The organism is Enterobacter sp. C6, assembly GCF_008122455.1.
In the GTDB taxonomy this organism is placed as follows: Bacteria; Pseudomonadota; Gammaproteobacteria; order Enterobacterales; family Enterobacteriaceae; genus Enterobacter; species Enterobacter pseudoroggenkampii.
The window spans coordinates 12,445-37,446 of the sequence record NZ_QPFW01000216.1; the positions used below are offsets into that span (position 1 = coordinate 12,445).

Sequence of the window (25,002 nt, forward strand, 5' to 3'; positions counted from 1 at the left end):
TTACGGAACAACAATCAGCGGGCCACTGGCCGCCCCCGTTGCCCGCCACTGCGGCACATACATAGACTCGACCATCGGAACCGGCACCTGGTAGGTTCCTGGCGTCACGGCACGGGCCAGATAGACCAGCGTGACCGGCTGACCTTCGTTTACCGGCACGGCAGCCACAAAGCGGTCATCGCGGAATTCCATATGCTGAATATCCGCCTGCTGCATCTGGCTGAGCAGGTTCTGCACTTCGCTACCGCTGTCCTGCAGGCTGGCGCTGCTGCTTGCCAGGTTCTGGTTTTCCAGCTCCAGACCCGCAGGGAGGAGATCCACCACCAGCGCGTCCGGCACGTTCTGGCTGGCTTTAACTTCCAGCCACACCAGCACCAGTTCGCCGCTCTTCAGGGAAGAGAGCGATTTACTGCTGCCATCGGTTGCCAGGATATGACGTTCAACCTGCAGCACGTTCGAGCTCGGCTGAGGGGCATAGTCAGGGTAACCGGTGCTGTCCAGACGCACCCACAGCGGTGTCGTTCCGGTATTGGTGACCTGCAGCGCGCCAAGCTCGTCGCCGTTCACGTTTTGCACCAGTGACTTATCGCCGCCTGATGCTGTCTCAGACAGAGAGGTTTTCGCCTGCCACGTACCGGACAAGGTTTGCAGCGAACGTCCTGCCAGGAACAGCGCGTTGCTCTCCTGCGTTGACAGCCAGCGCTGGCTGAAGGCCTGTTCAGACAGGGCATTCAGCAGCGTATTTTGCGCATCCGGCAGCAGCTTGTACTCCTCGAGAAGAGAGAGCATCAGCGCGTTATCGCGAAGCTGGCTGCCATAATCGGCCATCCAGTTTTTGCTGTCGTTACGCGGCGTTTTAAGTGCCAGGTCCAGCGCCTGCTGGCTGCGCGGCGCATCGCCCATCAGTTTGAGCGCCATGCCCAGCTGCATCAGCGGCAGACCGGAAGCCGCCTGTCCGTGACGATCCCAGATTTCACGCAGCGCGCCCAGCGGCGCTTTTTGCTGGCGTGCCAGTACCAGTGCGGCATAGGCCTGCACAGCGAACTTGCTGGCCTGAGTATCGTCGCTGTAGCGAATGGACATCATGCCCGGATCCTGCAGATAGCGCAGCAGGCGGCTATTGGCGTTATTCACTGCATCGGTAGGCACGCTGTAACCCTGCTCGCCCGCGCGTACCAGGAAGTCGGTCACGTAGGCCGTCAGCCAGTACTCTTCCGGACCGTTTTTATCCCAAAGCGCGAACCCGCCGTCTTCACGCTGCATCTGCAGCAGACGGGAGATGCCAATATCAATCGCTGCACGGCGCTTGTCATCGGCGTCGCCCTTGATGCCAAGTGCAGTAAGCTGCGCCGCGTTGGTGTAGAGCGACGGGAACAGGCCGCTGGTGGTTTGCTCCAGGCATCCGTACGGGTAGGCCTGCAGTTCACGAATATAGCGCGCCAGGTTGAGCGGTGGTTTGCCGCTCAGCAACAGTTGCCCCTGCAGGGTGGCAGGAGAGAAACCTTTGCTGTGTTGCGCCGGTGCGGTCCAGGACTCACCGGGGTTCAGCATGGCACCGGTATTTACCGTCTGCGCAGGGAACGCCGGACGCACGCCGATTTTCCAGCTCTTTTGCTGCGGTGCGAAAGTCTCGCCCGGAAGCTGCAGGCCGGTCACCTGCGCGGTCACTTCACCGTCACCATAACCGTCCAGTGCGCGCACGGGAATAAACAGCGTGCTGCGCGCACCTGGCGGCAACTGAACCGGCTGCGGCTGTGCGCCTTCCAGCACCAATTTGCCGGTAGAGGTCAGGGCAACGTTCAGCGTTTGCGGCTTGTCGGTCAGGTTGGTGATATCCAGCGTCAGCCGCGAGGTATCTCCGCTTGCCAGGAAGCGCGGGGTATTCAGCTCGGTAATGACCGGCGCGGCCACAATAACCTTGCTTTCACTGCTGCCGAAATCGTCTTCCGTCCAGGCCTGCGCCATCAGACGCAGCTCGCCGTTGAAATCACCAATCGGCAGCGTAATCGTGCCTTCCCCGTTGGCATCCAGCGTGACCGGCTGCGCCTGCTGGGCAATAATGGTGACGTGGTTCACCGGCGGTTTGCCGCCACGCTTCAGTTCATCCCCATCGCCACCAAAGCGCAGCGCGGCCAGACGGCCCTGCCCTTCAATGACCTGGCCGTAGATATCGTAAATATCCGCGCCGTAGCGCTTCTGACCAAAGAAAGCCTGCCACGGATCCGGCGTGACGTAATCGGTAATGTTCAGCACGCCGCTGTCCACCGCCGAGACCAGAACGTTCACCTTCTGCGGCACGGCCCCCTCTTTCACGCTGGCTTTCACCTTCACCGAGAGCGTCTGGTTTGGACGCATCTTCTGCGGGTTATCGAGCGCAATATTCAGGCGGCGATTTTCGTCGCCCATCGGCAGATGAAGCAGGCCAACCGCACGCTTCGGCGTGGCGGATTTGGATTTATCCCCAGGCCGTACCACCAGCGTACTCAGGTAGAGATCGTGACGTTTCCAGGCCTTGTCGACCGGGATAGCGAGATCCAGCCCATTTGCCGGTACGTCGATCTCCTTCCACCACAGCGGCCCTTCGCTGGACTCGATCATCGCATAGCCCTTGCCTGCGGCTGGCGCGGCAATGTGCAGGTTGATGGTGTCACCCGGCTGATAGGCTGGCTTATCCAGCTTCAGCGTCACGCGGTCAGGGCGCGCAGCCCCGGTGCCGTCGCTGTTATCCTGCCAGCTATACCCTGCCCAGAAGCGCACGCTGCTGACCATCTCATCAGGTGCTTTCACTTCGAGACGATAAGAGCCCCACTCCACCGGGAAGGTGACTTTACCCGTCTCGTCGGCCTTGAGCGTCAGCTCCTGCTCGCCTTCAACCAGGTCTTTCTGATCGAACTGAGACTGCCAGCCTTCGCTCTCAGACCAGTTCCAGAAGTAGTCACGGCGCTCGCGGATCAGGCGAACCTGCAAACCGGACACCGCTTTTTTCGCGCCGCTGGCATCGGCGTAAACGATATCGAAGCTGGCGTTGCCGTTCTCGTCAACAATCGGCTGGTTGACGGTGGTATCGGTGCGGTAGTCGTAAACGGCTTTACTGGCGAACTGAGGGCGAATACCCGGCAGCTCAGCCGCCGGCCAGATGGCCTGCTCAGCACGACGCGTTACCGGGCGGCCGCCGGACTCCAGCAGGCTGGCCTGCAGAATCAGCTGCAGCGGAGAGTGCACCTCTTTCCACTGGCTTTCGGTAGAAACCTGTCCACGCCCCTGCTCATCCAGCGTAAGCTGCACCTCATCCAGGCTGCGGCTCAGGTTCTCCTCGGCGATATCGCCAAACTGGAAGCCCGGCAGCGCTGCCACCGCGTCACGCAGCGGACGCAGGAAGAGCTGGCCCTGCAGAGAATTACCGTTGGCCGGAGCGCCATACAGGTAATAGCCCACCACGTTAAAGTCCACGTTATCCTGCGGTGAAACCGGCGTTTTTTGTCCGCTCAGGTTGAGCGCCATGCGCTCTGGCATGAAGTCTTCGACGTGGAAGTCCCACAGGCGCTGCAGGTTATCGCCGGTGTTGGCGCGGATATGCCACATACCGGTCTGCGCCCCGCTGTCCAGCGGATAGTTAAAGCGATAGAGACCGTTCTCTGGCTTGACGACAATCGTACGGGCGACCTGTCCATCCGGACGCAGCACGTCGAGCTTCACAGGCTGATCCGGAAGTGGCTTACCGTCACTGTCGCGCAGCAGACCGTTGAGGATCACCGTTTCACCCGGGCGGTAGAGATCGCGTGGGCCAAACATGAAGAACTGCTTGCTATAGCCCGGGCTCCCTGCGATATCAAACTCCGCCAGATCAAGAGCCGGCAGCTTGAGATCGAGCAGCGTGGTCTGACCATCTTTACTGGCCAGGATCAGCGCGGCCTCTTTGTCGGTCTCAAGCTTTGCGTGGCCATCGCCGTCGCTTTTCGCTTCGGCAAGCGTCTGCCCTTTATCGTTCAACAGGGTGACGGTGACGCCGGACTGCGCCGCACCGTTTTCCAGGCTCTGGGTGAAGATGTCCAGGCGATTATGATAACGGTGAGCGGACAAGCCGATATCGCTCAGGGTAAAGAGCGTCGCGGCGTTGCTGTAGTTGTAGTGCCCGGCCTGGTTCATGACCGCGATATAAACGCCAGACTGCTGGAGAGGTTTAATATCCTTCAGAGGCAGCAGCAATTTTTCGCGCGTATTGCGCGCCGGATTAAGATCGAATCGACCGGTGTAAACCAGCTCCGCCATCTTCAGCAGGTTATCGGACTCCCAGTTGGTCAGCGAGTTGCGGTACTCCCACTGGCTGACAAGTGAGGCCAGCGATTCAGGCTTCACGCGGTAAAAGTTGACGTCAACATTGTTGACGTTGAGCGCCATCAACGGCAGACCGTCCACCACCTTACCCGGCAGCAGTGAGCCGCGGCTGGCAAAACCAACGGTGGGTTCAACGTCCCGGGTGGTCAGGGCTTTCTCATAATCAATGCCGAACGTCGCCTTGTTCAACGCCTGCAGGCCCCGTTCAACGGTGACGACCAGGTTGCGGTTGGGCTCAAGATGGCGCAGGCGAAGCTCTTTCAGGTTAGGCGCCAGCTCCCACGCCCCGTCAACCTTGCCGCTTTTCTTATCCACGACGTGCACGGTTTTCGCGAAATCCTGATCGGGATTCAGCGGAACAGAAAAGGTCAGCACCAGCGTGGCGGCACCGTCGAGCTGAACTTCAGAGGCATCCAGCAGGGTCAGCGCTTTTCCCTGGCTCTGGGCGGCGAGCTTAGCCAGCGTTTCAGCATTTGGCTTTTCCGCGGCTTTCGGTGTGGATGCGGTGGATGCCGCGGGAGCCGCAGCCTGAGATTTATCGTCGCTGTTATCACAGCCGACAAGCGTAAACGTGGTAAGCAGCGCGAGAGAGAGCGCGGCTAAGCGAAACGGTTTCATCCTTTGTCCCTGGCCCATGGAGCCTGTTGGTCGTCGTCCGGATAAGTATTATCCGCAAGTTTCATTAATTCAAAAAGTCCAATTTTAGAATCTGGAAAGCGCCTCGCAGAATGGCAACACGCCGCTACGCCGTGATGGAACCGCGATCACAGCACATAACGTCACATGTAACCTTTTACGTCATTTGTTTTTAAAACAAGAAGATAGCTGGATAAGCGCGCCTGAAGACTGCTAGTTTTATGACCATGACGCACCCCGAGTGCGCGGTTCAATAAGAGAGAAAGCCATGAAACGAGCCGTGAACGCCCTACAAAATTTCGGAAAATCATTGTACGGACCGGTACTTATCTTACCGATCGTCGGTCTGTTTATCGCCTTTGGTAACGTGCTGGGTAACGGTAATCTCGCGGAGTATCTGCCGTTTCTTGGCCATCCCCTGATTCAGCATATTGGTCAGCTTATCGCGAAATCTGCCGTGTCGGTGCTGGTGAACCTGGCGCTGGTGTTTGCCGTAGGGATCCCGATTGGTCTGGCGACGCGTGATAAAGGCTATGCCGCGCTGATTGGTCTGGTGACCTTTGTCGTATTCATCAACGCCATGAACGTCACGCTGCAGCTGCAGGGCGCGCTGGCGCCAGCTGCTCAGATGAAAGCGGCCGGACAAACCATGGTGCTGGGCGTGCAGGTGCTGGAGATGGGCGTTTTTGCCGGGATCCTGACCGGTGCGCTCTCCGGGTATCTGTACAACAAATACTCCGGCGTACAGTTTAACGGCGCGATGGCGATTTACTCCGGCCACTGTTTTGTCGCTATCGTCATGCTCCCCATCTCCATGCTGCTCGGCGTGGTGATGAGCGAACTGTGGCCGTTTGCCCAGCACGGTATTAGCGCCCTGGCGCTGGCCATCAAAGGTTCCGGACCGTTTGGCGTGGCCATCTACGGCTTCCTGGAACGCATTCTGGTCCCCACCGGACTGCACCATCTGGTTTATACGCCGTTCCTCTATACCGAGCTGGGCGGCACGCAGGAGGTGTGCGGCGCAACCTATCAGGGCGCGCGCAATATCTACTTCGCCGAGATGGCCTGCCCGGACGTGAAGCAGCTCAGCAGCACCGTGGTGTGGGATGCGCGCGGCATCAGCAAGATGTTCGGCCTGCCTGCCGCCGCGCTGGCGATGTATATGACCGCAAAGCCGGAGCGTAAAGCCATTGCGAAAGCCATTCTGATCCCGGCGGCGCTGACCTCGCTGCTGGTCGGCGTGACCGAGCCGATTGAGTTCTCCTTCCTGTTCGTCGCCCCGCTGCTGTTCGTGGTGCACGCGGTGCTGACCGGCATCGGCATGATGTTGTTCTCGCTGCTGGGCGTTCACGCCATCGGTGCCAACGGGATTATCGACTTCATCCTCTACAACCTGCCGCTCGGCACGGAGAAGTCCAACTGGCCGATGTACATCGTGGTCGGGCTGATCATGTTTGCTCTCTACTTCGTGGTGTTCCGCTTCCTGATCCTGCGCTTCAACATGAAAACGCCGGGCCGTGAAGATGAGGACCAGGAGACGCGCCTCTACAGCAAGCAGGAGTACCAGGCTAAAGGCAATAACGACGGGCTGGGCGAGTCCATCGTGGTGGGTCTGGGCGGTCGGGAAAACATTGAAGTGGTGGATAACTGCTACACCCGCTTACGCGTCACGGTGAAGGACGTCGCCATCATCGACGAGCCGCGGCTGAAGGCGACCGGCGCGAAAGGGATTATCAAACAAGGTAACAACGTTCAGGTGGTCTACGGGCTGCACGTCAAAAAAATGCGAGAAGCCGTTGAGACGTTTCTCTGAAAGGAGCTAAAGATGTTTACACCCCCATTTATCCTGTCGATTGCCGGCGGCGGCAGCACCTACACGCCGGGTATTGTGAAAAGCCTGATGGTGCGCCTCCAGGATTTCCCGCTGGCCGAAATTCGCCTTTACGATATCGACGAGGCGCGTCAGAACACCATTGCGCCCGTCGTCGAGAAGGTCATTCGCGACCACAGCCAGAGTATCAAATTTACCGTCACCAGCGACCCGGAAGTGGCCTTCAGCGGCGCGCATTTCGTCTTCGCCCAGATGCGCGTCGGCCAGTATAAAATGCGCGAGCAGGATGAGAAGATCCCGCTGCGTCACGGCGTGGTCGGCCAGGAAACGTGCGGACCCGGGGGTCTGGCGTACGGACTGCGCACGATCCTGCCGATGGTGGAGCTTATCGATCTGGTGGATCGCTACGCGCACGAGAAGGCCTGGATCGTGAACTACTCCAACCCGGCGGCGATCGTCGCGGAGGGCGTACGCCGCCTGCGCCCGAACGCGCGGGTGCTGAACATCTGCGATATGCCGGTAGCCGCGATGCGTAATATGGGGGCGATTCTGGGCGTCGATCGCCACAAGCTCGAAGTCGACTACTTCGGCCTGAACCACTTCGGCTGGTTTACCCGCGTGCTGGTGGATGGCGAAGACAAGCTGCCCGAGCTGCGTAAGCATATCGCGAAGTTTGGCCTGCTGACGGAAGATGCGGCCAAAACCGACCCGCAGCATTCCGATCCCTCCTGGGTGAAGACCTGGCGCAACATTAAGCCGATTATGGACAACTTCCCGGAGTATCTGCCGAACCCGTATCTGCAGTATTACCTGATGCCGAACCAGATTGTGGCGCACCAGAACCCGGACTATACCCGCGCCAATGAAGTGATGGACGGGCGCGAGAAAAAGCTGTTCGCCGCCGCCGAAGAGTATAAGCGCACCGGGATCCTGCCGGATGCCTTCCACGTGGGCGTGCACGGCGAGTTTATCGTCGATGTCGCCCGCTCGCTGGCCTTTAACCTGCGAAGCCGCCATCTGGTGATGGTGGAAAACCGCGGGGCGATTACCAACCTGCCTTACGATGCCGTGGTGGAAGTTCCCGCTTATATCACCTCCGAGGGCCCAGAACCGATCCGTATTGGTCAGGTGCCGCTGTTCCATCAGACGCTTTTGCAACAGCAGCTCGCATCTGAACAGCTGCTGGTGGAGGCGACTATCGAAGGCAGCTATGAGAAAGCCTTGCAGGCGTTTACTCTCAACCGGACCGTGCCGACCATGGAACATGCAAAAGCCATTCTGGATGAGATGATTGAGGCCAACCGCGACTACTGGCCAGCGCTGCAAAAAGCCTGGCAGGACGGCGAACCGGTAAAAAAATAGGGGCTTGCTCGCGAGTTGAACGTGGTTTGCTTGTCGGTGTCAGAAAAAACACCGACAATCCTTTTTTACGGAAAAGAATGGAGGCAACCCATGTCCACCTCATATTTTGTCGCTGCCGACTGGCTGATTGAGCACGGCGACAATCCGGAAGTTCAGATTATCGACGCGCGTATGGCCCCTCCGGGACAAGAGCATCGTGATGTGCCCGGTGAATACCGTGCCGGGCATCTGCCGGGTGCGGTTTTTTTTGATATTGAAGCCCTCTCCGATCACACATCTCCCCTGCCGCACATGCTGCCGCGCCCGGAAGCGTTTTCCGTGGCGATGCGCGAGCTGGGCATCAGCAAAGACAAACACCTCGTTGTCTATGATGAAGGTAACCTCTTCTCCGCGCCGCGCGCGTGGTGGATGCTGAAAAACTTCGGCGTGGAAAAAGTGTCGATTCTGGCGGGCGGGCTGGCGGGCTGGAAGCGCGACGAGCTGCCGCTTCAGCAGGGTGACGTAACGCTGCCGGAAGGTGAATTCGACGCGACCTTTGACACCCACGTGGTAAAACGCCTGACCGACGTGCTGGTCGTGAGCCATGAAAAAACGGCGCAAATCGTCGATGCCCGTCCTGCTCCACGCTTCAATGCCCAAGCGGATGAACCGCGTCCGGGGCTGAAGCGCGGACATATTCCGGGCGCGCTGAACGTGCCGTGGGGCGACCTGGTGTTTGAGGGCGAGCTGAAAACCACCGACGAGCTGCGCGCCATTTTTGACCGTGCTGGCGTGGATTTACATCGTCCGATTATTGCCAGCTGTGGCTCCGGTGTTACGGCCTGCGTGGTGATCCTGGCGCTCGCCACGCTCGGCGTGAACGACGTCACGCTCTACGACGGCGCCTGGAGCGAATGGGGTGCGCGAGACGATCTGCCTGTCGAACCCGCGAAATAATAATGGATAACCGCCTGGCCACGCTGTTAACGCGCGGGGCATCGCTGACCCGCGCGGAGTATCGCGTCCTCGCCCACCTCACGGAGCATCCGCTGCTGGTGGGCAACATCACGGTGCGAGAGCTTGCTCAGGCGACGTTTGTTTCTACCGCCACCATCATGCGGCTGTGCCAGAAGCTGGGGTTCAGCGGCTTTAGCGAGTTTATCTGGCACTGCAAGCAGCTGCTCTCCGACACGCCGCATATTGCCGTTCAGGGGCAATCGCGTCCTGAGCTCCCGGCGCTGTTTAATCAGTTTATCGCCAACTATCAGCACACCTTTCAGTGGGTCACGCAGGAGAAGCGACAGCAGTTTGCCGACCTGCTGCGCCAGAAAGAGAGCTTCTTTCTCTACGGCGCCGGGTTTTCCTATCTCTTTGCGGAGTACCTGACCAAGAAGCTGCAGGTGTTGGGCAAAACGGCGTTTATCTCCGGGCCGGGGGACAGCAGGAATATTTTCCTCAGCAACGCCGCGCGCTATCAGGTGTTTATTGCCGTCTCGCGCAGCGGCGAAACGGAGCAGGTGCTGGATAAAGCGCGGATTGCCAAAAACGTCGGCATGACCATCGTCGCGTTTACCCGCGCCTCGGCCAACACGCTGGCAGAGATGGCCGACGTTCACTTTGCGCTCTATGACGAAGCGGTACACTACGCCGCCGAAGCCGCAGGGGTGACGTCGTTTGAGTCGAATCTGGTGCTGCTGATGGATTTACTGCTGCTGGAAGCAACGGGGTGACATTCACCCCGCTGAAATCAGATGATGCGGTTGGTTTTGAGATCGCGCAGGAAGCCGCCCCAGCGACGCTCGTAGAACGGGGTGATGTGCTCGGTAATAAAGTGGCTGATACCCTTCTCACCGTTTTTCACCTGACAAATATCAATCGGCTCATCGCCCGGTAGCGTGTCGGTCGCCACGCTTCCCGCCGCCTGAACGATCTCGTCGAAATCGCCATCGGCCTCAATACCGATCAACAGCACCGGCTTTTCGTCCGCGCGCTCTTTGATAGAGCAGAGAAACGCGCGCCTGACGGGCTTGAGTGTTTTGAACAGCGTCGTCAGGGAATCAATCATCTGCGCGGGCGGCTCGGCCACCTCAGACAGCAGCAGCGTTTCGCCCCCTTCAAGCACTTCCTGGGTGCTGAGCGGGTTGCCCTCTTCACCTATCAGGTGGCTGATTTCACGCGGCGTGAACTCTTTCCCGGTCGGCAATTTAGCGTTGAGGAACAGCGTCTGGCCCAGCGTCATTTCAAACAGGGTACGCACCGGCATTACCACGAACGCCTGTTCGTCTTCTACCGCTTCCTGCAGGGCTTCCAGCGAAGTAAAGAACGGGATCACCGACGTGCCGTCATCTTTCTCCCAGTGCAGCAGATCCAGCGCGCTGTCTTCGACAACCTGCTCACCTTCCGCCGCGGTGCCCGGCACCCAGACGGTGGATTCCAGCAGCGTGCGGAAAAAAGCCGGACGGTGGGCGGGCTCGGTCGCAGCCTGCTCCAGCAGGGTTTCTAATTCGTTTTTGGTATCTGACATAGTTTGGCTACTTCAAAAAACGCCGGGTGGCGCTTCGCTTACCCGGCCTACAAAACCGTAGGCCCGTGCAAGCGCAGCGCCGCCGGGCAATATGATGACTCCGAAGGCGCGCTTAAGCGTAGCGCCACCCGGCTAAAAAGATTACTCAGCCGTCAGCAGGTTCGCCACGGTACGCACACCCAGACCGGTTGCGCCCGCAGACCACTGCTCAACCGCGGCTTTACGGTACGTTGCGGAGCAGTCGATGTGCAGCCAGCCTTCATGATAATTCTCAACGAAGTGAGACAGGAAGCCTGCCGCGGTGCTTGCGCCCGCCGGGTACGCCGCGCTGGCGGTATTGTTCAGCTCGGCAAAGTTGGACGGCAGCTGGCTGCGGTGGAACTCGGCCAGCGGCAGACGCCAGAACGGTTCATTTTCTGCAGCGGCGCTGGCCAGCAGGCGAGCGGCCAGCTTGTCGTCGAAGCTGAACAGCGCATGGTAGTCGTTACCCAGCGCGGTTTTCGCCGCGCCGGTCAGGGTCGCCATATCGATAATCAGCTCTGGCTTCTGGGCAGACGCGTCGATCAGGCCATCGGCCAGCACCAGACGGCCTTCGGCGTCGGTGTTCATCACTTCGACGTTTTTGCCGTTGCGATAGCGAATGATGTCGCCCAGCTTGAAGGCGTTACCGCTCACCATGTTGTCCGCGCAGCACAGGTACAGCTTCACGCGCTTGTTCAGACCGCGGGTAATCGCAAACGCCAGCGCGCCGGTGATGGTGGCCGCGCCGCCCATGTCGGACTTCATGGAGTCCATGAACGCGCTCTGCTTCAGGCTGTAGCCGCCGGTGTCGAAGGTGATGCCTTTACCTACCAGGCAGGCAAAGACAGGAGCGTCTTTATCGCCGGTTGGGTTGTAGTCCAGCGCCAGCAGCACTGGTGGACGCTCAGAACCACGGCCCACGGTATGGATACCCATGTAGTTCTGCTCGCGCAGGTCTTCACCCTTGGTGATGCGGTAGGACATCTTGTCGCCCGCCACGCCGCACAGCAGGTCAACCGCGCGCTGCGCCAGCTGCTCAGGGCCTAACTCTTCCGCCGGGGCGTTGATGGTGTCGCGCACCCAGTCGATAATTTGCAGGCGGCTTTCCAGCTCTTTCTGACCAGCGGCATCAAGGTTTGCCCACTCAATTTTGCGGGTGCCTTTCGGGCCTTTGTAGCCTGCCCAGAATGCCCAGCTGCGGTCGATGTCCCAGCCTTCGCCTTCCAGGGAGACATGCTTAATGCCCAGGCCATCAATTTTACGCGCGGCGCGCTGGATCAGGCCCAAATCATCGTTGCCCGTCAGGTGCAGGGTAATACCGTCGTTGTTGATGCTGTAGCTGGCTTTCTCGCCCCAGCGCGCGTCGGCGGGCTGCGTAGAGAGCGTAATCTTCATCGCTTCGGTCATTTTATTTTTCCTTATTAGCAACTAGCAAACGGGCCGCCTGAAGGCAGCCCGTTTTGTTATTTATTCTGCTTCATCTAACCAGACTAACAGAATCGCCTCCAGAATTTTTTCATTGGATGCGTTTGGATCGTCGTCGAAATCCTCTAAATCGCAGATCCACTGGTGCATGTCGGTGAATCGTACGGTCTTCGGATCGAGATCCGGGTTCGCGTCGTAGAGCGCTTCGCCGATTTCACGGCTGTCTGTCCACTTCAGTCCCATATCAATGCTCGCGTGCGTGGTTGATGGTGTAACGCGGGAATTCAACGACCAGATCTTCATCGGTCACCGCAGCCTGGCAGCTCAGGCGGCTGTCTGGCTCCAGACCCCATGCTTTATCCAGCATGTCGTCTTCGTCTTCGGTGCTCTCGGCAAGAGAGTCAAAACCTTCACGCACGATGCAGTGGCAGGTGGTGCAGGCACAGGATTTTTCACAGGCGTGTTCCACTTCGATACCTGCACGCAGGGCAACATCGAGAATGGTTTCACCGGTCTTCGCTTCCAGAACAGCGCCATCCGGACAGAGGTCCGCATGAGGCAAAATTACAATCTTTGGCATATTAAACCTCGTCCACGGACTGGCCTTTCAGCGCGACGCGGACAGATTTGTCCATGCGGCGAGCAGCAAAGTCCTGGGTTTGTTTATCAACGTTTTTAATGGCTTCTTCTATTGCGTCAGCGTCATTGCCTTCAGCGACCACGCTTAAGCGCGCGGCGGCTTCGTCAATCACCTGACGCTCAGCGGCGCTGAGCAGCGCGGCGTCGGCAGCGAGCGCGCCGGTCAGGCTCTCCAGCACGCGTGCGGCTTCCACTTTTTGTTCCGCCAGCATACGCGCCTTCACATCCTGCTCGGCGTAGCTCATTGAGTCCTGAATCATGGAGGCGATTTCGCCATCGGTCAGGCCGTAGGACGGCTTCACCTGAATGGACGATTCCACGCCGGTGGATTTTTCCATCGCCGTGACGCTCAGCAGGCCGTCGGCATCCACCTGGAAGGTGACGCGAATATGCGCCCCGCCCGCAGGCAGCGCCGGGATACCGCGCAGCGCAAAGCGCGCCAGAGAACGGCAGTCTTGCACCAGCTCGCGTTCGCCCTGCATTACGTGGATGGACATCGCGGTCTGGCCGTCTTTGAAGGTGGTAAACTCCTGCGCGCGCGCCACCGGAATGGTGGTGTTACGCGGGATCACTTTCTCCACAAGGCCGCCCATGGTTTCTAACCCCAGCGACAGCGGGATGACGTCCAGCAGCAGCATTTCGCTGTCCGGCTTGTTGCCGACCAGAATATCGGCCTGGATTGCGGCGCCCACGGCAACCACTTTGTCCGGGTCGATGGAAGTCAGCGGCGTGCGGCCAAAGAATTCGCCCACGCGCTCGCGCACCAGCGGCACGCGGGTCGAACCGCCCACCATGACCACTTCCAGCACCTCGTTCGCCTCAACGCCCGCATCTTTCAATGCGCGACGGCAGGCCAGCAGGGTGCGTTTCACCAGCGGGGCAATCAGATCGCTGAACTGGTCGCGGGTGATGTCACCCTGCCAGCCCGCAACGTTTACGGTAACCGTCTGCGCATCGCTCAGGGCGATTTTGGCGTCAATAGCCGCATCCAGCAGCTCGCGCTGTACGCGCGCATCGCTGCGATCGCTGATGCCCGCCTGCTCGCGAATGTAGTCCGCCAGCAGATGGTCGAAGTCATCGCCACCCAGCGCGGAATCCCCGCCGGTCGCCAGCACTTCAAATACCCCACGGCTCAGGCGCAGGATTGAAATATCAAAGGTACCGCCGCCGAGATCGTAAACCGCAATGACCCCTTCCTGACCGGAGTCGAGGCCGTAGGCAATCGCCGCCGCCGTCGGTTCGTTCAGCAGACGCAGCACGTGCAGGCCCGCCAGACGCGCGGCGTCTTTGGTGCCCTGACGCTGTGCATCGTCAAAGTAGGCAGGAACGGTGATCACCACGCCGTCCAGATCGCCACCGAGCGTTGCCGTAGCGCGCTCAGCCAGCGCTTTGAGGATGTCAGCAGAAACACGAATCGGGTTCAGCAGACCGGCCGCGGTCGCGATCATCGGCAGGCCGTTTTCACTGGCCTGCAGCTGATACGGCAGATGCGGGTAGCGGGTCTGAATATCGGCCAGCGAGCGGCCCATCATGCGCTTGACGGAGCTGATGGTGTTGGCCGGATCGCGCGCGGCGTTGGCGCGGGCGTCATAGCCGACCGCGTGACCCTGCTGCTGGTAGTGGACCACGGAAGGCAGCAGATGGCGGCCCTGCTCGTCAGCCAGCGTTTCCGCCTGGCCGCTACGCACGGTCGCCACGAGGGAATTGGTGGTGCCCAGATCGATACCCACCGCCAGACGACGCTGGTGCGGTGCGGCACTTAAGCCAGGCTCACTAATTTGTAATAAGGCCATAATTGCTTCCGAAATTAAAAATCGAGCAGCTTTTCTTCGAGTTGTTCAGCACTGCTTCGCAGTTTATCGAGAAAACGGAGTTTGCGCACAGTATCTGCCGCCACGTCCCAGGTCTCGTTGTTCAGTTGCTCCACCATCTGCTGATGGCGGGTATCGAACATGCCCTTCACGCGCGTAATAAAGCTTTCCAGACGCGCTTCGTCTTTGGCCTGTTCAATCTCATCGAGCTCTTCGCGAAGCTCCAACTGCTCCATCAGAAACGCCGTGTCGCGCACGGTGTGCTGTTCGCTCGCCAGATCAAAACCGTGGAGCGAGAGCAGATATTCAGCGCGCGCCAGCGGATGACGCAGCGTCTGCCAGGCCTGGTTGATGGTCGCAGAGTGCGATACCGCAGCCAGCTGCTCTGCCTGAGTACCGCTCGCGAATTTGTCCGGATGGTACTGACGCTGCAGATCCTGAAAGCGGATCGTCAGCGCCTGGAGATCAATCGGGTATTGAGCGGGTAGTCCGAAGAGAGTGAAGTAATCCATAACAATCTCAGGGGTAGCCTGTTAAAACAAACCCCACGCGTAGCGGGTAACGCCACGGTGGGGTTTCGGATGACGCGCGGTTAAACGTGGAAGCTTTCGCCGCAACCACACTCGTCTTTGACGTTCGGGTTCGTGAATTTGAACCCTTCGTTCAGGCCTTCTTTAACGAAGTCCAGCTGAGTGCCGTTGAGGAATTGCAGGCTTTTGCCATCGACCACCACCTTCACGCCCTTGTCTTCAAACACGGTGTCGTCAGACGCCGGTTCATCAACAAACTCCAGTACGTAAGCCATACCAGAACAGCCGGAGGTACGTACGCCCAGTCGCAGGCCAAAGCCTTTACCACGGTTCGCCAGAAAAGAGCTTACTCGCGCGGCAGCGCTGTCGCTAAGGGTAATCGACATACTCAAACCTCAATTATTTTGCTTCACGTTTGCTTTTGTAATCCGCAATGGCGGCTTTGATCGCGTCTTCTGCCAGAATTGAGCAGTGAATTTTCACCGGTGGCAGTTCGAGTTCTTCAGCAATATCCGTGTTCTTGATTGCCTGTGCTTCGTCCAGAGACTTGCCCTTCACCCATTCGGTGACCAGGGAGCTGGACGCGATAGCAGAACCGCAGCCGTAGGTCTTGAAGCGCGCGTCTTCAATGATACCTTCATTGTTGACTTTAATCTGCAACTTCATCACGTCGCCACACGCCGGCGCACCGACCATGCCGCTACCAACAGATTCGTCACTGTTGTCAAAAGAGCCAACGTTGCGTGGGTTTTCGTAATGATCGATGACTTTTTCGCTGTATGCCATGATTGAATTCTCCTTATGTACCGATTAGTGATGTGACCATTCAATGCTGTTAAGATCCACGCCCTGCTTGAACATTTCCCACAGTGGAGAAAGGTCGCGCAGACGGCCAATGGAGTTGCGAACCAGCTTGATGGTGTAGTCAATCTCTTCTTCGGTAGTGAAACGACCTAAAGAGAAACGGATAGAGCTGTGTGCCAGCTCGTCAGTCATACCCAGCGCGCGCAGCACGTAGGATGGCTCAAGGCTTGCAGAGGTACAGGCAGAACCGGAAGAAACCGCCAGGTCTTTCAGCGCCATGATCAGCGACTCGCCTTCAACATAGTTGAAGCTGACGTTGAGGATGTTCGGTGCGCCCTGCTCGAGATCGCCGTTCAGATACACTTCTTCCATATCTTTCACGCCGTCCCACAGACGGTTACGCAGCGTGCGCAGGCGTGCCATCTCGGTTTCCATCTCTTCTTTTGCAATGCGGTAGGCTTCGCCCATGCCCACGATCTGGTGAACAGGCAGCGTACCGGAACGCATGCCGCGCTCGTGACCGCCACCGTGCATCTGTGCTTCGATGCGGATACGCGGCTTACGACGCACGTACAGCGCGCCAATCCCTTTCGGGCCATAGATTTTGTGGCCGGAGAAGGACATCAGGTCAACTTTCAGCTGGCTCAGGTCGATAGGCAGTTTGCCCACGCTCTGGGTCGCGTCCACGTGGTAGATGATACCGCGCGCGCGGCACATTTCGCCGATGGTCGCGATGTCTTGTACCACGCCGATTTCGTTGTTGACGTGCATGATGGAAACCAAAATGGTGTCATCACGCATGGCCGCTTCGAGCTCTTTCAGGTCGATGATGCCGTTGCTCTGTGGCGCCAGGTAGGTGACTTCATACCCTTCACGCTCCAGCTGACGGCAGGTGTCCAGCACGGCTTTATGTTCGGTTTTGCTGGTGATGATGTGCTTGCCTTTTTTCTGATAAAAGTTGGCTGCACCTTTGATCGCCAGGTTGTCGGATTCGGTCGCACCGGAGGTGAAAACAATCTCACGCGGGTCGGCACCCACCAGGTCAGCAATCTGATTACGGGCGATATCAACCGCCTCTTCAGCATGCCAGCCAAAACGGTGTGAACGGGAAGCTGGGTTACCAAAGTTTCCGTCCAGGGTCAGACACTGCATCATTTTCTCGGCAACACGCGGGTCCACCGGCGTGGTTGCGGAGTAATCGAGATAAATCGGTAATTTCATTGCTCTTTAAACTCCGTACATCGCTTCAATGCAAGGAATCAGGCAACCGGCTGGATGTACGACCGAGTACACGGGGCGAGTCTTCGCCCCGGCCTGATTCTGAAATACTTATCGTTTTATTACGCGCGCAGTTTGACGTCGATAGCGTCCTGCGCGCGGGTGCTGCGTTGGGAATCCTGACTGTGCTGACGACCAGAGACATCCAGAACTTCCTGGTTATTGACCAGTTCACCCAGGGTGATGTTGTTCAGGAAGCCGGTGAGACGGTCGCTCAGATCGCGCCACAGCGCGTGGGTCAGGCACTTATCGCCGCCCTGGCAGCCGCCTTTACCCTGGCAACGGGTCGCGTCAACGGATTCGTCAACTGCGCTAATCACTTCACCAACTGCAATACTGCCCGCGTCTTTACCCAGCAGATAACCGCCGCCTGGACCACGAACGCTGGAAACCAGTCCATTTTTACGCAGTCTGGAGAACAGCTGTTCCAGATAAGAGAGGGAGATCCCTTGTCGTTCAGAAATATCAGCCAACGGAACCGGGCCCGCTTCGGAGTTGAGCGCAACGTCCAGCATCGCGGTCACGGCATAACGCCCTTTAGATGTCAGTCTCATGTCTTACTTAACCTCAAACTCGCCCCTGCCCGGGGTTTTTTATAGTAAAATGGGGTATTGCATAGCAGGGCCAAGTCTGACATTCCTGACTAAAATGGTCAACTATTTACTTGACTGTTTTAGTCAGGTATTTAACCTTCTGTGCCTTCATAATACAGGTGCGGCCTGATGCCCTCACCCCGCCCCTCTCCCACAGGGAGAGAGAAAACAAACCGGCACTACTCTTTATTCTTCTGCTCAATCGACGCCAGAATCCCGCGCAGGATGTTCAGCTCCTGGCTTTCCGGACGCGCGCGGGTAAACATACGGCGCAGCTTGTTCATCACCTGGCCCGGGTGGCCTTCACGGATAAAGCCGGTTGAGAGCAGCGTCTGCTCCAGGTGACCGTAGAAACGCTCAAGGTCGTCCACCAGCGGGTAAGCCGTCTCTTCTTTCGGCTCGACCTCTTTTTCCTGCGTTGCCAGCCACGCCATACGGACTTCGTAAGCGATAACCTGCACCGCCATCGCCAGGTTCAGCGAGCTGTACTCCGGGTTTGCCGCAATCGCGACGTGATAATGACACTTCTGCAGCTCGTCGTTGGTCAGGCCAACGCGCTCGCGGCCAAACACCAGCGCAACCGGCGCCTGTTCTGCCTCCGAGACACTTTTCAGGCCGCATTCACGCGGATCGAGCATTGGCCACGGCAGCGTGCGCGAACGCGCGCTGGTACCCACAACGAGGCTGCAGCCGGCCAGCGCTTCGTCAAGGGTGTCGACGATCTGGGCATTGCCGATCACGTCGCTGGCCCCGGCCGCCAGCGCGATAGCCTGCGAGTCGGGTTTCACCAGCGGGTTAACCAGCCACAGGTTCGTTAAGCCCATGGTTTTCATAGCGCGGGCAACGGAGCCCATGTTGCCGGTGTGCGATGTTTCGACCAGCACGATTCGAATGTTTTGCAGCATAATTTTTAATGTCTGAATTCAGCGTCTGAAGAATATTCGGGCATATTATCATAAACGGGAGACATAATCCGATCCCGCTGCTATACTCTGCGCCGATTTTCCTGTTCTTTAACATCCAGTGAGAGAGACCGATGCATCCGATGCTGACCATCGCCGTGCGCGCAGCGCGCAAGGCGGGTAATGTAATTGCCAAACACTACGAAACGCCAGACTCCGTAGAAACCAGCCAGAAAGGCAGCAATGATTTCGTGACGAACGTCGATAAAGCCGCAGAAGCGATTATTATCGAAACGATCCGCAAATCTTACCCACAGCACACCATCATCACCGAAGAAAGCGGTGAACATGAAGGTACCGATCAGGATGTTCAATGGGTTATCGATCCACTGGATGGCACCACCAACTTCGTCAAACGCCTGCCACACTTCTCTGTGTCTATCGCAGTACGCATTAAAGGCCGTACTGAAGTCGCCGTTGTGTACGATCCAATGCGTAACGAACTGTTCACCGCGACCCGCGGTCAGGGCGCACAGCTGAACGGCTACCGTCTGCGCTGCAGCAACGCACGCGATCTGGACGGCACCATCCTGGCGACCGGTTTCCCGTTCAAGGCAAAACAGCACGCGACCACCTATATGAATATCCTGGGCAAACTGTTCACCGAATGCGCGGACTTCCGTCGCACCGGTTCTGCTGCGCTGGATCTGGCCTATGTTGCCACCGGCCGCGTTGACGGTTACTTCGAACTCTCACTGAAGCCATGGGATTTTGCAGCGGGCGAGCTGATCGCGCGTGAAGCAGGCGCCATTGTTTGCGACTTCACCGGCGGCCATAACTATCTGTCTACCGGCAACATCGTTGCGGGTAACCCACGCGTTGTTAAAGCCATGCTGGCAAACATGCGTGATGAACTGAGCGATGCGCTGAAGCGTTAATCCCGGTAATTCCCTCTCCCTGTGGGAGAGGGAATTGAAACTAAAACGGCCGCAATCCCCTTCCCACCGGTACCGCACTCATCCACATCGTTACCGCCGCTAGCAGCAGAATCACCCCGCCCGCCAGCGCGAGCGTTGTCCAGCCAACCTGCCGCCACAGCACCGGTGTTTTATTGCCGCTGAGTTTGACCGCCAGCTGACGGAAGCTGTGTACCAGCAGCGCTAAAGACGAAATGGTGAGAGAGGTTCCTGCCGCCATCGCCAGCGCGGACAGCATGCCCCAGCCGAACACGCCTATCACCTTACTGAACAGCAGCACCATGATGGCACCCGAACACGGGCGCATGCCCATAGAGAGAACAATCACCAGCCGCGCGCGCCAGTCGTCGCCGTTCTGTAATTGTTCCTGTGTGGGCAAATGCTGATGCCCGCAGCCGCAGTTTTCATCATGAACGTGGTGCGGCGTAAAGGTTTTGAATTTCGGCTTTTGCAGCAGCACGCGCAGCTTTTTCAGCGCCCGCCAGCACAGGATCAGCCCCAGCAGGCCCACCAGCGCATAGCTCCCTTTTTCAAGCCAGAAGCTGCTCATGTGCAGCTGGCGCGCCGGAAGCTGCAAAAGTGAAAGCACAACAACGACCAGTGCAATCGCCACGCCGCCCTGCAGCAGCGAGGAGGCCAGCGTCAGGCCGATACTCGATTTGAGCTTCGACGGATGGGTAGCAAGCCAGGTGGTAATGACGATTTTGCCGTGCCCCGGCCCCAGGGCGTGCAGAACGCCATAGACAAAACTGAACGCCAGCAGGGAACCACCCGCTTTGGTCGGGTTCTCCGCCACCGCCTTCAGCAGACCGCTCATCTGCTGGTTAACCTCACGCTGCCAGATAATGCTTTTCATCATGACCTGCGGCCAGGCCTGCCACAGCCACAGCGCACCGCCAGTTGCTAACAGTAAAAAGAGCGCCAGCGGCCAGAGGTGCAGCCAGCGGCGCGGTTTCCGAACCGGAGAGGAGATCACTGACATTGTAACGTCACCTCCTGCGCAAACTGTTTACCCAATTCCATATCCTCGGGCGGTGCATCTTCTTTATCAAGCGAGACCGCAAAGTTCAGCGTCTCTTCGCTGGGTTTCGGGGTGTGCACGCCAATTTTGCAGCTTTTTTGCAGCGCGTCCGGCAGCCGTACGTCGCTGTCTTTGTCATAGCGCATGTCAACATAGTAGGTAGGGTCAAAGGTGGAAAAGCGGTACGTTTGCCCCGCCAGCGGCTGCGGATGCGCCAGCGGAAGCACGAACGTCAGCACCGCCTGGTGCCCTTCACGCGTCATCCCGTATTCCGTGGGTCGGTTCAGAAATTTGACCTTTTGCCCGTTGTGCCAGAATTCAGTGAAGTAGTGCTGGCCGAGCACGTTGGCCATTACTTCCGCCGCCAGCTTTTTCCAGATTTCATCGCCGGGCTTCGCATTTCCCGCATCGTAGAGCAGATCGGCCGAGGTGATTTCATCCATCGTCCAGCGCATTTTCAGGCCGCTCAATTGCGTGCCGTCGGTGACCAGCTCGGTTTTGATGTCAATAAAGCTGTGAGGGTGTGCGCTGGCGGTTAAGCTGATAACCGCCAAAAATAACGCCATCGCACATTGTTTAACTGTTTGCATCAATTCCTCACGTCAAAAATTCTGTGATGTTCCCCAGCAATCCTGAGTGAAAGGCCTGCCGGCGCGCTTTTCAGCGCTCATCCTTTAGCTATTCTTATCAAACATTCACACTGGATACCCGACAGATGATGACGACGCTTGAAATTCCATCTGTGCTTTCCAGTTCGCAGCGCCGCTGCCAGGTGCTTTTGATGCTTTACCTGCCCGATGCTGCCGTCACCGCACAGAGCATAATCGCTGCCAACGGCGTGGATGACGCGATGGCACGGCAAGATATAGCCGAGACGCGCGATGAAATCCAGCGCTATCACCGACTGGATATCGTTACGCACCACGACGGCTGCTACCGGATTGAAGGCACAGCCCTGAATCAGCGTTTATGCCTGCTGCACTGGCTGCGCCGGGCGCTGCGGCTTTGCCCGCAATTCGTCTCGCACCAGTTTACCCCCGCATTAAAAACCGCGCTTAAACAACACGGCATTGCGCGTCCGCTTTACGACGATGCGAACCTGCGGGCACTGATCGGCTTCTGCTCACGCAAGCTCCAGCGCCAGTTTGAATGCCGCGACGTCCAGTTTTTACAGCTTTATCTGCAATACTGCCTTATTCAGCACCAGCTCGGGAATACGCCGCAGTTTTCCCACGTTCAGCGCAGCTGGACCCAGTCGAGAGGGGAGTATTTTACGGCCCAGGAGATCGTGCGCCACTGGAGACGGCGCGTCCCGCAGGGTGCCCACGGGGATGAACAGCTGTTTCTGGCGCTGCTGTTTATGATGCTCCGCACGCCCGATCCGGTGCTTGATAAGCACCAGCAGGATCAGCGTCTACGTCGGGCCATCGTGCGCATGGTGGCCCGCTTTCGTTCCCAGACCGGGATGAACTTCAGCGATGAACAAGGGCTGACCGATCAGCTGTATATCCATCTGGCTCAGGCGCTGGACCGTTCGCTGTTTGAGATCGGCATCGACAATAACCTGCCGGAGGAGATCCACCGCCTTTATCCCCGACTGTTACGCACCACGAAAGAGGCGCTGTTTGAACTGGAGGCGGAATTTGGCCTGCGTTTTTCCGATGAAGAGATGAGCCTCGTGGCGGTGATTTTTGGTGCCTGGCTGATGCAGGAGACTGACCTGCATGAAAAACAGGTGATCCTGCTGACGGGAGACGATAAAGCCAGTGAGGAACAGATCGAACAGCAGCTTCGCGAGCTGACGCTGCTGCCGCTCAATATTCGCTACCTGACGCTGCAGGCCTTTCAGAAAGAGGGGGCGCCGCGCGAAGCCGCGCTGGTTATCACCCCCTACCCTACGGCCCTGCCGCTGTTCTCGCCGCCGTTGATTCATGCCGTTGAGACATTGAACGCGCAGCAGCAAGAACATATTCGCGCCATGCTGGAATCATAGCGACGCGCGGGGAGCCACTTTAGGGCGAACAACGATGGCGGGCAAGGCGACCAGCGCCATCACCCAGAAGACGCCGTGCCCCAGATGCTGATAGAGGAACCCCGCAAACACCGTCATGATCGCGATACTGCCCCCCATTGCCACTGCCGAATAGACGGCCTGCAGGCGAATCACGTCCCCGCCCTCGCGCGCAGCGATATAGCGCATGGCTGCCAGATGGCACACGGTAAAGGTGCCGCAGTGAAGAATTTGCGCCACAATCAGCCACGGCAGATCGGTCGTCCAGCCCATAATCCCCCAGCGCGCCACCCCACACACGGCGGAAAGCAGCAGCAGGTCACGCGCGCCAAAGCGACGGAACAGTTTTTTGCTCAGGGCAAAGATAATGACTTCGGCCACCACGCCCAGCGACCATAGATAGCCCACGGCGGAAGCGGAATACCCTGCCCCCTGCCAGTAGATGGCGCTGAAGCCATAATACGCCGCATGCGCCCCCTGAAGGAGGCACACACACGCCAGAAAACGCCAGCTTTGTGCGACCAGGCTCCGCCATGCGGGCCAGCCGGCGCTCTCCTGATGGCGGCTTTCCCCTTGTGGCATCACCGACGGTCGCAACAGCATGCCCAGCAGCATCGAGGCAATACCGATGCTCAGCAGGGCAAGAATGGCGCGATAATCGTAAAGGCTGACCAGTTTGCCCACCAGCGCCGAGCCAATCACAAAGGCGATAGAGCCCCACAGGCGCACGCGACCATAGTCCATGGTGATCTGCTTTTGCCAGGTGTTCGCCAGGGCATCCGTCAGCGGCACCAGCGGTGAGAAGAACAGGTTAAAGCCGACCATCACCACCATCAGCCAGGCAAACTGGTGGCTGACCCAGAAGCAGGCCACAAAGATCAGGGTCAGCAGAGCAAGAATGCGCACGGCCTTGATCAGTAAGGAGGGATCGCTGACGCGCGGGGCAATCAGCAGGCTGCCGAGGAAACGCGCCACCAGCCCGGCCCCCAGCAGGACGCCGATGGTCTCGGGCGTCAGGCCGATACCCTTGAGCCAGACGCTCCAGAAGGGCAGAAAAATACCGTAGCTAAAGAAATAGGTGAAATAACTCAGCGCCAGCCAGCGCGTGGAATACAAGACCATGAATCCCTCCCGAAATCGAGGCCATAGTCTGGCGAGAATATAAAAATTAAGCAAGTAGATAGCCTGCTATAAATTAACGAAAAATTAACATCTTGTGCAGTCGCCTGGCGTATGGCAGGGAATGGAAATATGTATTACGTTTAAATTACTCCACTTGCAGAGGTTTTTCTGCCATGAACTCACTACGTTATCTCGATTTCGGCCAGTCACGTCACCTGCTGCTGCTCATTGGCCGCATCGCACTTGTCGTGCTGTTTATTATCTTTGGTTATCCAAAACTGACGGGATTTAGCGGCACCGTACAATACATGACCTCGCTGGGGACGCCGATGCCCATGCTGGCGGCCATTATTGCGGTGGTGATGGAAGTGCCTGCCGCTATCCTGATCGTACTGGGCTTTTTCACCCGTCCTCTCGCGGTACTGTTTGTGTTCTACACCCTCGGAACGGCGGTGATTGGGCATCACTACTGGGATATGACCGGTGATGCGGTCGTACCGAATATGATTAACTTCTACAAGAATATCAGTATTGCTGGCGCCTTTATTTTGCTGGCGATTGTTGGTCCCGGCGCGATTTCCCTTGACCGGCGTTAAGCCATAAAAAAAGGCCGCAAGCGCGGCCTTTTTTATTTCTGCAAAGCAGAGGAATTATGCGTATACCGGGAAGCGTGCGCAGATATCCAGAACTTTACCTTTGACGCGCTCGATAACCGCTTCGTCATTGATGTTGTCCAGAACGTCACACATCCAGCCAGCCAGCTCTTTCACTTCTGCTTCTTTGAAGCCGCGGCGAGTCACGGCCGGAGAACCGATACGGATACCGGAGGTCACGAACGGGCTCTTCGGATCGTTTGGCACGCTGTTTTTGTTCACGGTGATGTTGGCGCGGCCCAGGGCAGCGTCAGCTTCTTTACCGGTCAGGTTCTTATCAACCAGATCCAGCAGGAACAGGTGGTTTTCAGTACCGCCGGATACCACTTTGTAGCCACGGTTCAGGAACACTTCCACCATCGCTTTGGCGTTCTTAGCAACCTGCTGCTGATAAACCTTGAACTCAGGCTCCATCGCTTCTTTCAGCGCGACCGCTTTTGCCGCGATAACGTGCATCAGTGGGCCGCCCTGCGCGCTTGGGAACACCGCGGAGTTCAGTTTTTTGTACAGCTCTTCGTCACCGCCTTTCGCCAGGATCAGGCCACCGC

22 protein-coding genes and 1 pseudogene are annotated in these 25,002 nt (G+C 58.0%); 7 read left to right on the forward strand and 16 right to left on the reverse strand.

Features of this window, described 5'->3' with window-relative positions:
* Complete coding sequence (locus tag DOU50_RS11370; RefSeq protein ID WP_148769402.1) at positions 1 to 4,953, reverse strand: alpha-2-macroglobulin family protein; 4,953 nt, start codon at positions 4,951 to 4,953, stop codon at positions 1 to 3.
* Positions 4,954 to 5,239: 286 nt separating this feature from the next.
* Here DOU50_RS11370 and DOU50_RS11375 point away from each other — a divergent pair, with 286 nt between their 5' ends.
* The 4 genes from DOU50_RS11375 (at position 5,240) to DOU50_RS11390 (ending at position 9,873) form a co-directional block, all read left to right on the forward strand.
* Positions 5,240 to 6,784 (forward strand): PTS transporter subunit EIIC, encoded by a 1,545-nt coding sequence (locus DOU50_RS11375; protein ID WP_148769403.1) that lies wholly within the window; start codon positions 5,240 to 5,242, stop codon positions 6,782 to 6,784.
* Between the two features lie 12 nt (positions 6,785 to 6,796).
* Positions 6,797 to 8,164, forward strand: coding sequence for a 6-phospho-alpha-glucosidase (locus tag DOU50_RS11380; protein WP_148769404.1), 1,368 nt, complete (start codon positions 6,797 to 6,799; stop codon positions 8,162 to 8,164).
* Positions 8,165 to 8,254: 90 nt separating this feature from the next.
* The gene (gene sseA, locus DOU50_RS11385; RefSeq protein ID WP_148769405.1) at positions 8,255 to 9,100 is read left to right on the forward strand and encodes a 3-mercaptopyruvate sulfurtransferase; all 846 of its coding nucleotides are present in this window, start codon (positions 8,255 to 8,257) and stop codon (positions 9,098 to 9,100) included.
* 2 nt (positions 9,101 to 9,102) lie between these two features.
* A complete protein-coding gene (locus DOU50_RS11390) occupies positions 9,103 to 9,873 on the forward strand; it encodes a MurR/RpiR family transcriptional regulator (RefSeq protein WP_024908646.1) in 771 nt (256 codons plus the stop codon).
* A 17-nt stretch (positions 9,874 to 9,890) separates the two neighbouring features.
* On the opposite strand, the gene sseB is transcribed toward DOU50_RS11390, so the two are convergent.
* The 11 genes from sseB to trmJ form a co-directional block, all read right to left on the reverse strand.
* Positions 9,891 to 10,667 carry an enhanced serine sensitivity protein SseB gene (sseB, locus tag DOU50_RS11395; protein ID WP_032648693.1) on the reverse strand — a complete coding sequence of 259 codons (777 nt, stop codon included), beginning with the start codon at positions 10,665 to 10,667 and terminating at the stop codon, positions 9,891 to 9,893.
* Positions 10,668 to 10,808: 141 nt separating this feature from the next.
* Positions 10,809 to 12,095 carry an aminopeptidase PepB gene (pepB, locus tag DOU50_RS11400; protein WP_148769406.1) on the reverse strand — a complete coding sequence of 429 codons (1,287 nt, stop codon included), beginning with the start codon at positions 12,093 to 12,095 and terminating at the stop codon, positions 10,809 to 10,811.
* Between the two features lie 60 nt (positions 12,096 to 12,155).
* Entirely contained in the window at positions 12,156 to 12,356 is a 201-nt protein-coding gene (gene iscX / locus DOU50_RS11405) for a Fe-S cluster assembly protein IscX (protein ID WP_003860650.1), read from the reverse strand.
* Position 12,357: 1 nt separating this feature from the next.
* Positions 12,358 to 12,693, reverse strand: coding sequence for an ISC system 2Fe-2S type ferredoxin (fdx, locus tag DOU50_RS11410; RefSeq protein ID WP_003860652.1), 336 nt, complete (start codon positions 12,691 to 12,693; stop codon positions 12,358 to 12,360).
* 1 nt (position 12,694) lies between these two features.
* The gene (gene hscA, locus DOU50_RS11415; RefSeq protein WP_024908643.1) at positions 12,695 to 14,545 is read right to left on the reverse strand and encodes a Fe-S protein assembly chaperone HscA; all 1,851 of its coding nucleotides are present in this window, start codon (positions 14,543 to 14,545) and stop codon (positions 12,695 to 12,697) included.
* Between the two features lie 14 nt (positions 14,546 to 14,559).
* A complete protein-coding gene (gene hscB / locus DOU50_RS11420; protein WP_024908642.1) occupies positions 14,560 to 15,075 on the reverse strand; it encodes a co-chaperone HscB in 516 nt (171 codons plus the stop codon).
* 80 nt (positions 15,076 to 15,155) lie between these two features.
* Positions 15,156 to 15,479, reverse strand: a complete 324-nt coding sequence (iscA, locus tag DOU50_RS11425; RefSeq protein WP_003860659.1) for an iron-sulfur cluster assembly protein IscA — start codon at positions 15,477 to 15,479, stop codon at positions 15,156 to 15,158.
* Between the two features lie 13 nt (positions 15,480 to 15,492).
* A complete protein-coding gene (iscU, locus tag DOU50_RS11430; RefSeq protein WP_003860661.1) occupies positions 15,493 to 15,879 on the reverse strand; it encodes a Fe-S cluster assembly scaffold IscU in 387 nt (128 codons plus the stop codon).
* A gap of 24 nt (positions 15,880 to 15,903) precedes the next feature.
* On the reverse strand, positions 15,904 to 17,118 hold the full coding sequence (iscS, locus tag DOU50_RS11435; protein ID WP_008502157.1) for a cysteine desulfurase: 1,215 nt from the start codon (positions 17,116 to 17,118) through the stop codon (positions 15,904 to 15,906).
* A gap of 119 nt (positions 17,119 to 17,237) precedes the next feature.
* Positions 17,238 to 17,729, reverse strand: a complete 492-nt coding sequence (gene iscR / locus DOU50_RS11440; RefSeq protein ID WP_024908641.1) for a Fe-S cluster assembly transcriptional regulator IscR — start codon at positions 17,727 to 17,729, stop codon at positions 17,238 to 17,240.
* A gap of 218 nt (positions 17,730 to 17,947) precedes the next feature.
* Positions 17,948 to 18,673 carry a tRNA (cytosine(32)/uridine(32)-2'-O)-methyltransferase TrmJ gene (gene trmJ / locus DOU50_RS11445; RefSeq protein WP_024908640.1) on the reverse strand — a complete coding sequence of 242 codons (726 nt, stop codon included), beginning with the start codon at positions 18,671 to 18,673 and terminating at the stop codon, positions 17,948 to 17,950.
* A gap of 131 nt (positions 18,674 to 18,804) precedes the next feature.
* Between trmJ and suhB the strand changes: the two genes are divergently transcribed.
* Positions 18,805 to 19,608, forward strand: coding sequence for an inositol-1-monophosphatase (suhB, locus tag DOU50_RS11450; protein ID WP_024908639.1), 804 nt, complete (start codon positions 18,805 to 18,807; stop codon positions 19,606 to 19,608).
* 40 nt (positions 19,609 to 19,648) lie between these two features.
* Here suhB and DOU50_RS11455 read toward each other — a convergent pair whose 3' ends face one another.
* Together DOU50_RS11455 and DOU50_RS11460 are read right to left on the reverse strand one after the other, a co-directional pair.
* A complete protein-coding gene (locus DOU50_RS11455) occupies positions 19,649 to 20,629 on the reverse strand; it encodes a nickel/cobalt transporter (RefSeq protein ID WP_148769407.1) in 981 nt (326 codons plus the stop codon).
* Positions 20,620 to 21,258 carry a DUF1007 family protein gene (locus tag DOU50_RS11460; protein ID WP_148769408.1) on the reverse strand — a complete coding sequence of 213 codons (639 nt, stop codon included), beginning with the start codon at positions 21,256 to 21,258 and terminating at the stop codon, positions 20,620 to 20,622. The genes DOU50_RS11455 and DOU50_RS11460 overlap by 10 nt, the downstream gene beginning before the upstream one ends.
* Before the next feature lie 125 nt (positions 21,259 to 21,383).
* Here DOU50_RS11460 and csiE point away from each other — a divergent pair, with 125 nt between their 5' ends.
* The gene (csiE, locus tag DOU50_RS11465) at positions 21,384 to 22,661 is read left to right on the forward strand and encodes a stationary phase inducible protein CsiE (RefSeq protein ID WP_032648681.1); all 1,278 of its coding nucleotides are present in this window, start codon (positions 21,384 to 21,386) and stop codon (positions 22,659 to 22,661) included.
* Here the strand turns inward: csiE and DOU50_RS11470 are convergent.
* The gene (locus tag DOU50_RS11470; protein ID WP_148769409.1) at positions 22,656 to 23,801 is read right to left on the reverse strand and encodes a 3-phenylpropionate MFS transporter; all 1,146 of its coding nucleotides are present in this window, start codon (positions 23,799 to 23,801) and stop codon (positions 22,656 to 22,658) included. The two genes, csiE and DOU50_RS11470, sit on opposite strands and share 6 nt — an antisense overlap.
* A gap of 173 nt (positions 23,802 to 23,974) precedes the next feature.
* On the opposite strand from DOU50_RS11470, the gene DOU50_RS11475 reads away from it, so the two are divergent.
* Entirely contained in the window at positions 23,975 to 24,397 is a 423-nt protein-coding gene (locus DOU50_RS11475) for a DoxX family protein (RefSeq protein WP_024908634.1), read from the forward strand.
* A gap of 54 nt (positions 24,398 to 24,451) precedes the next feature.
* On the opposite strand, the pseudogene DOU50_RS11480 reads toward DOU50_RS11475, so the two are convergent.
* A pseudogene (locus DOU50_RS11480) lies at positions 24,452 to 25,002 on the reverse strand (serine hydroxymethyltransferase); the annotation flags it as partial.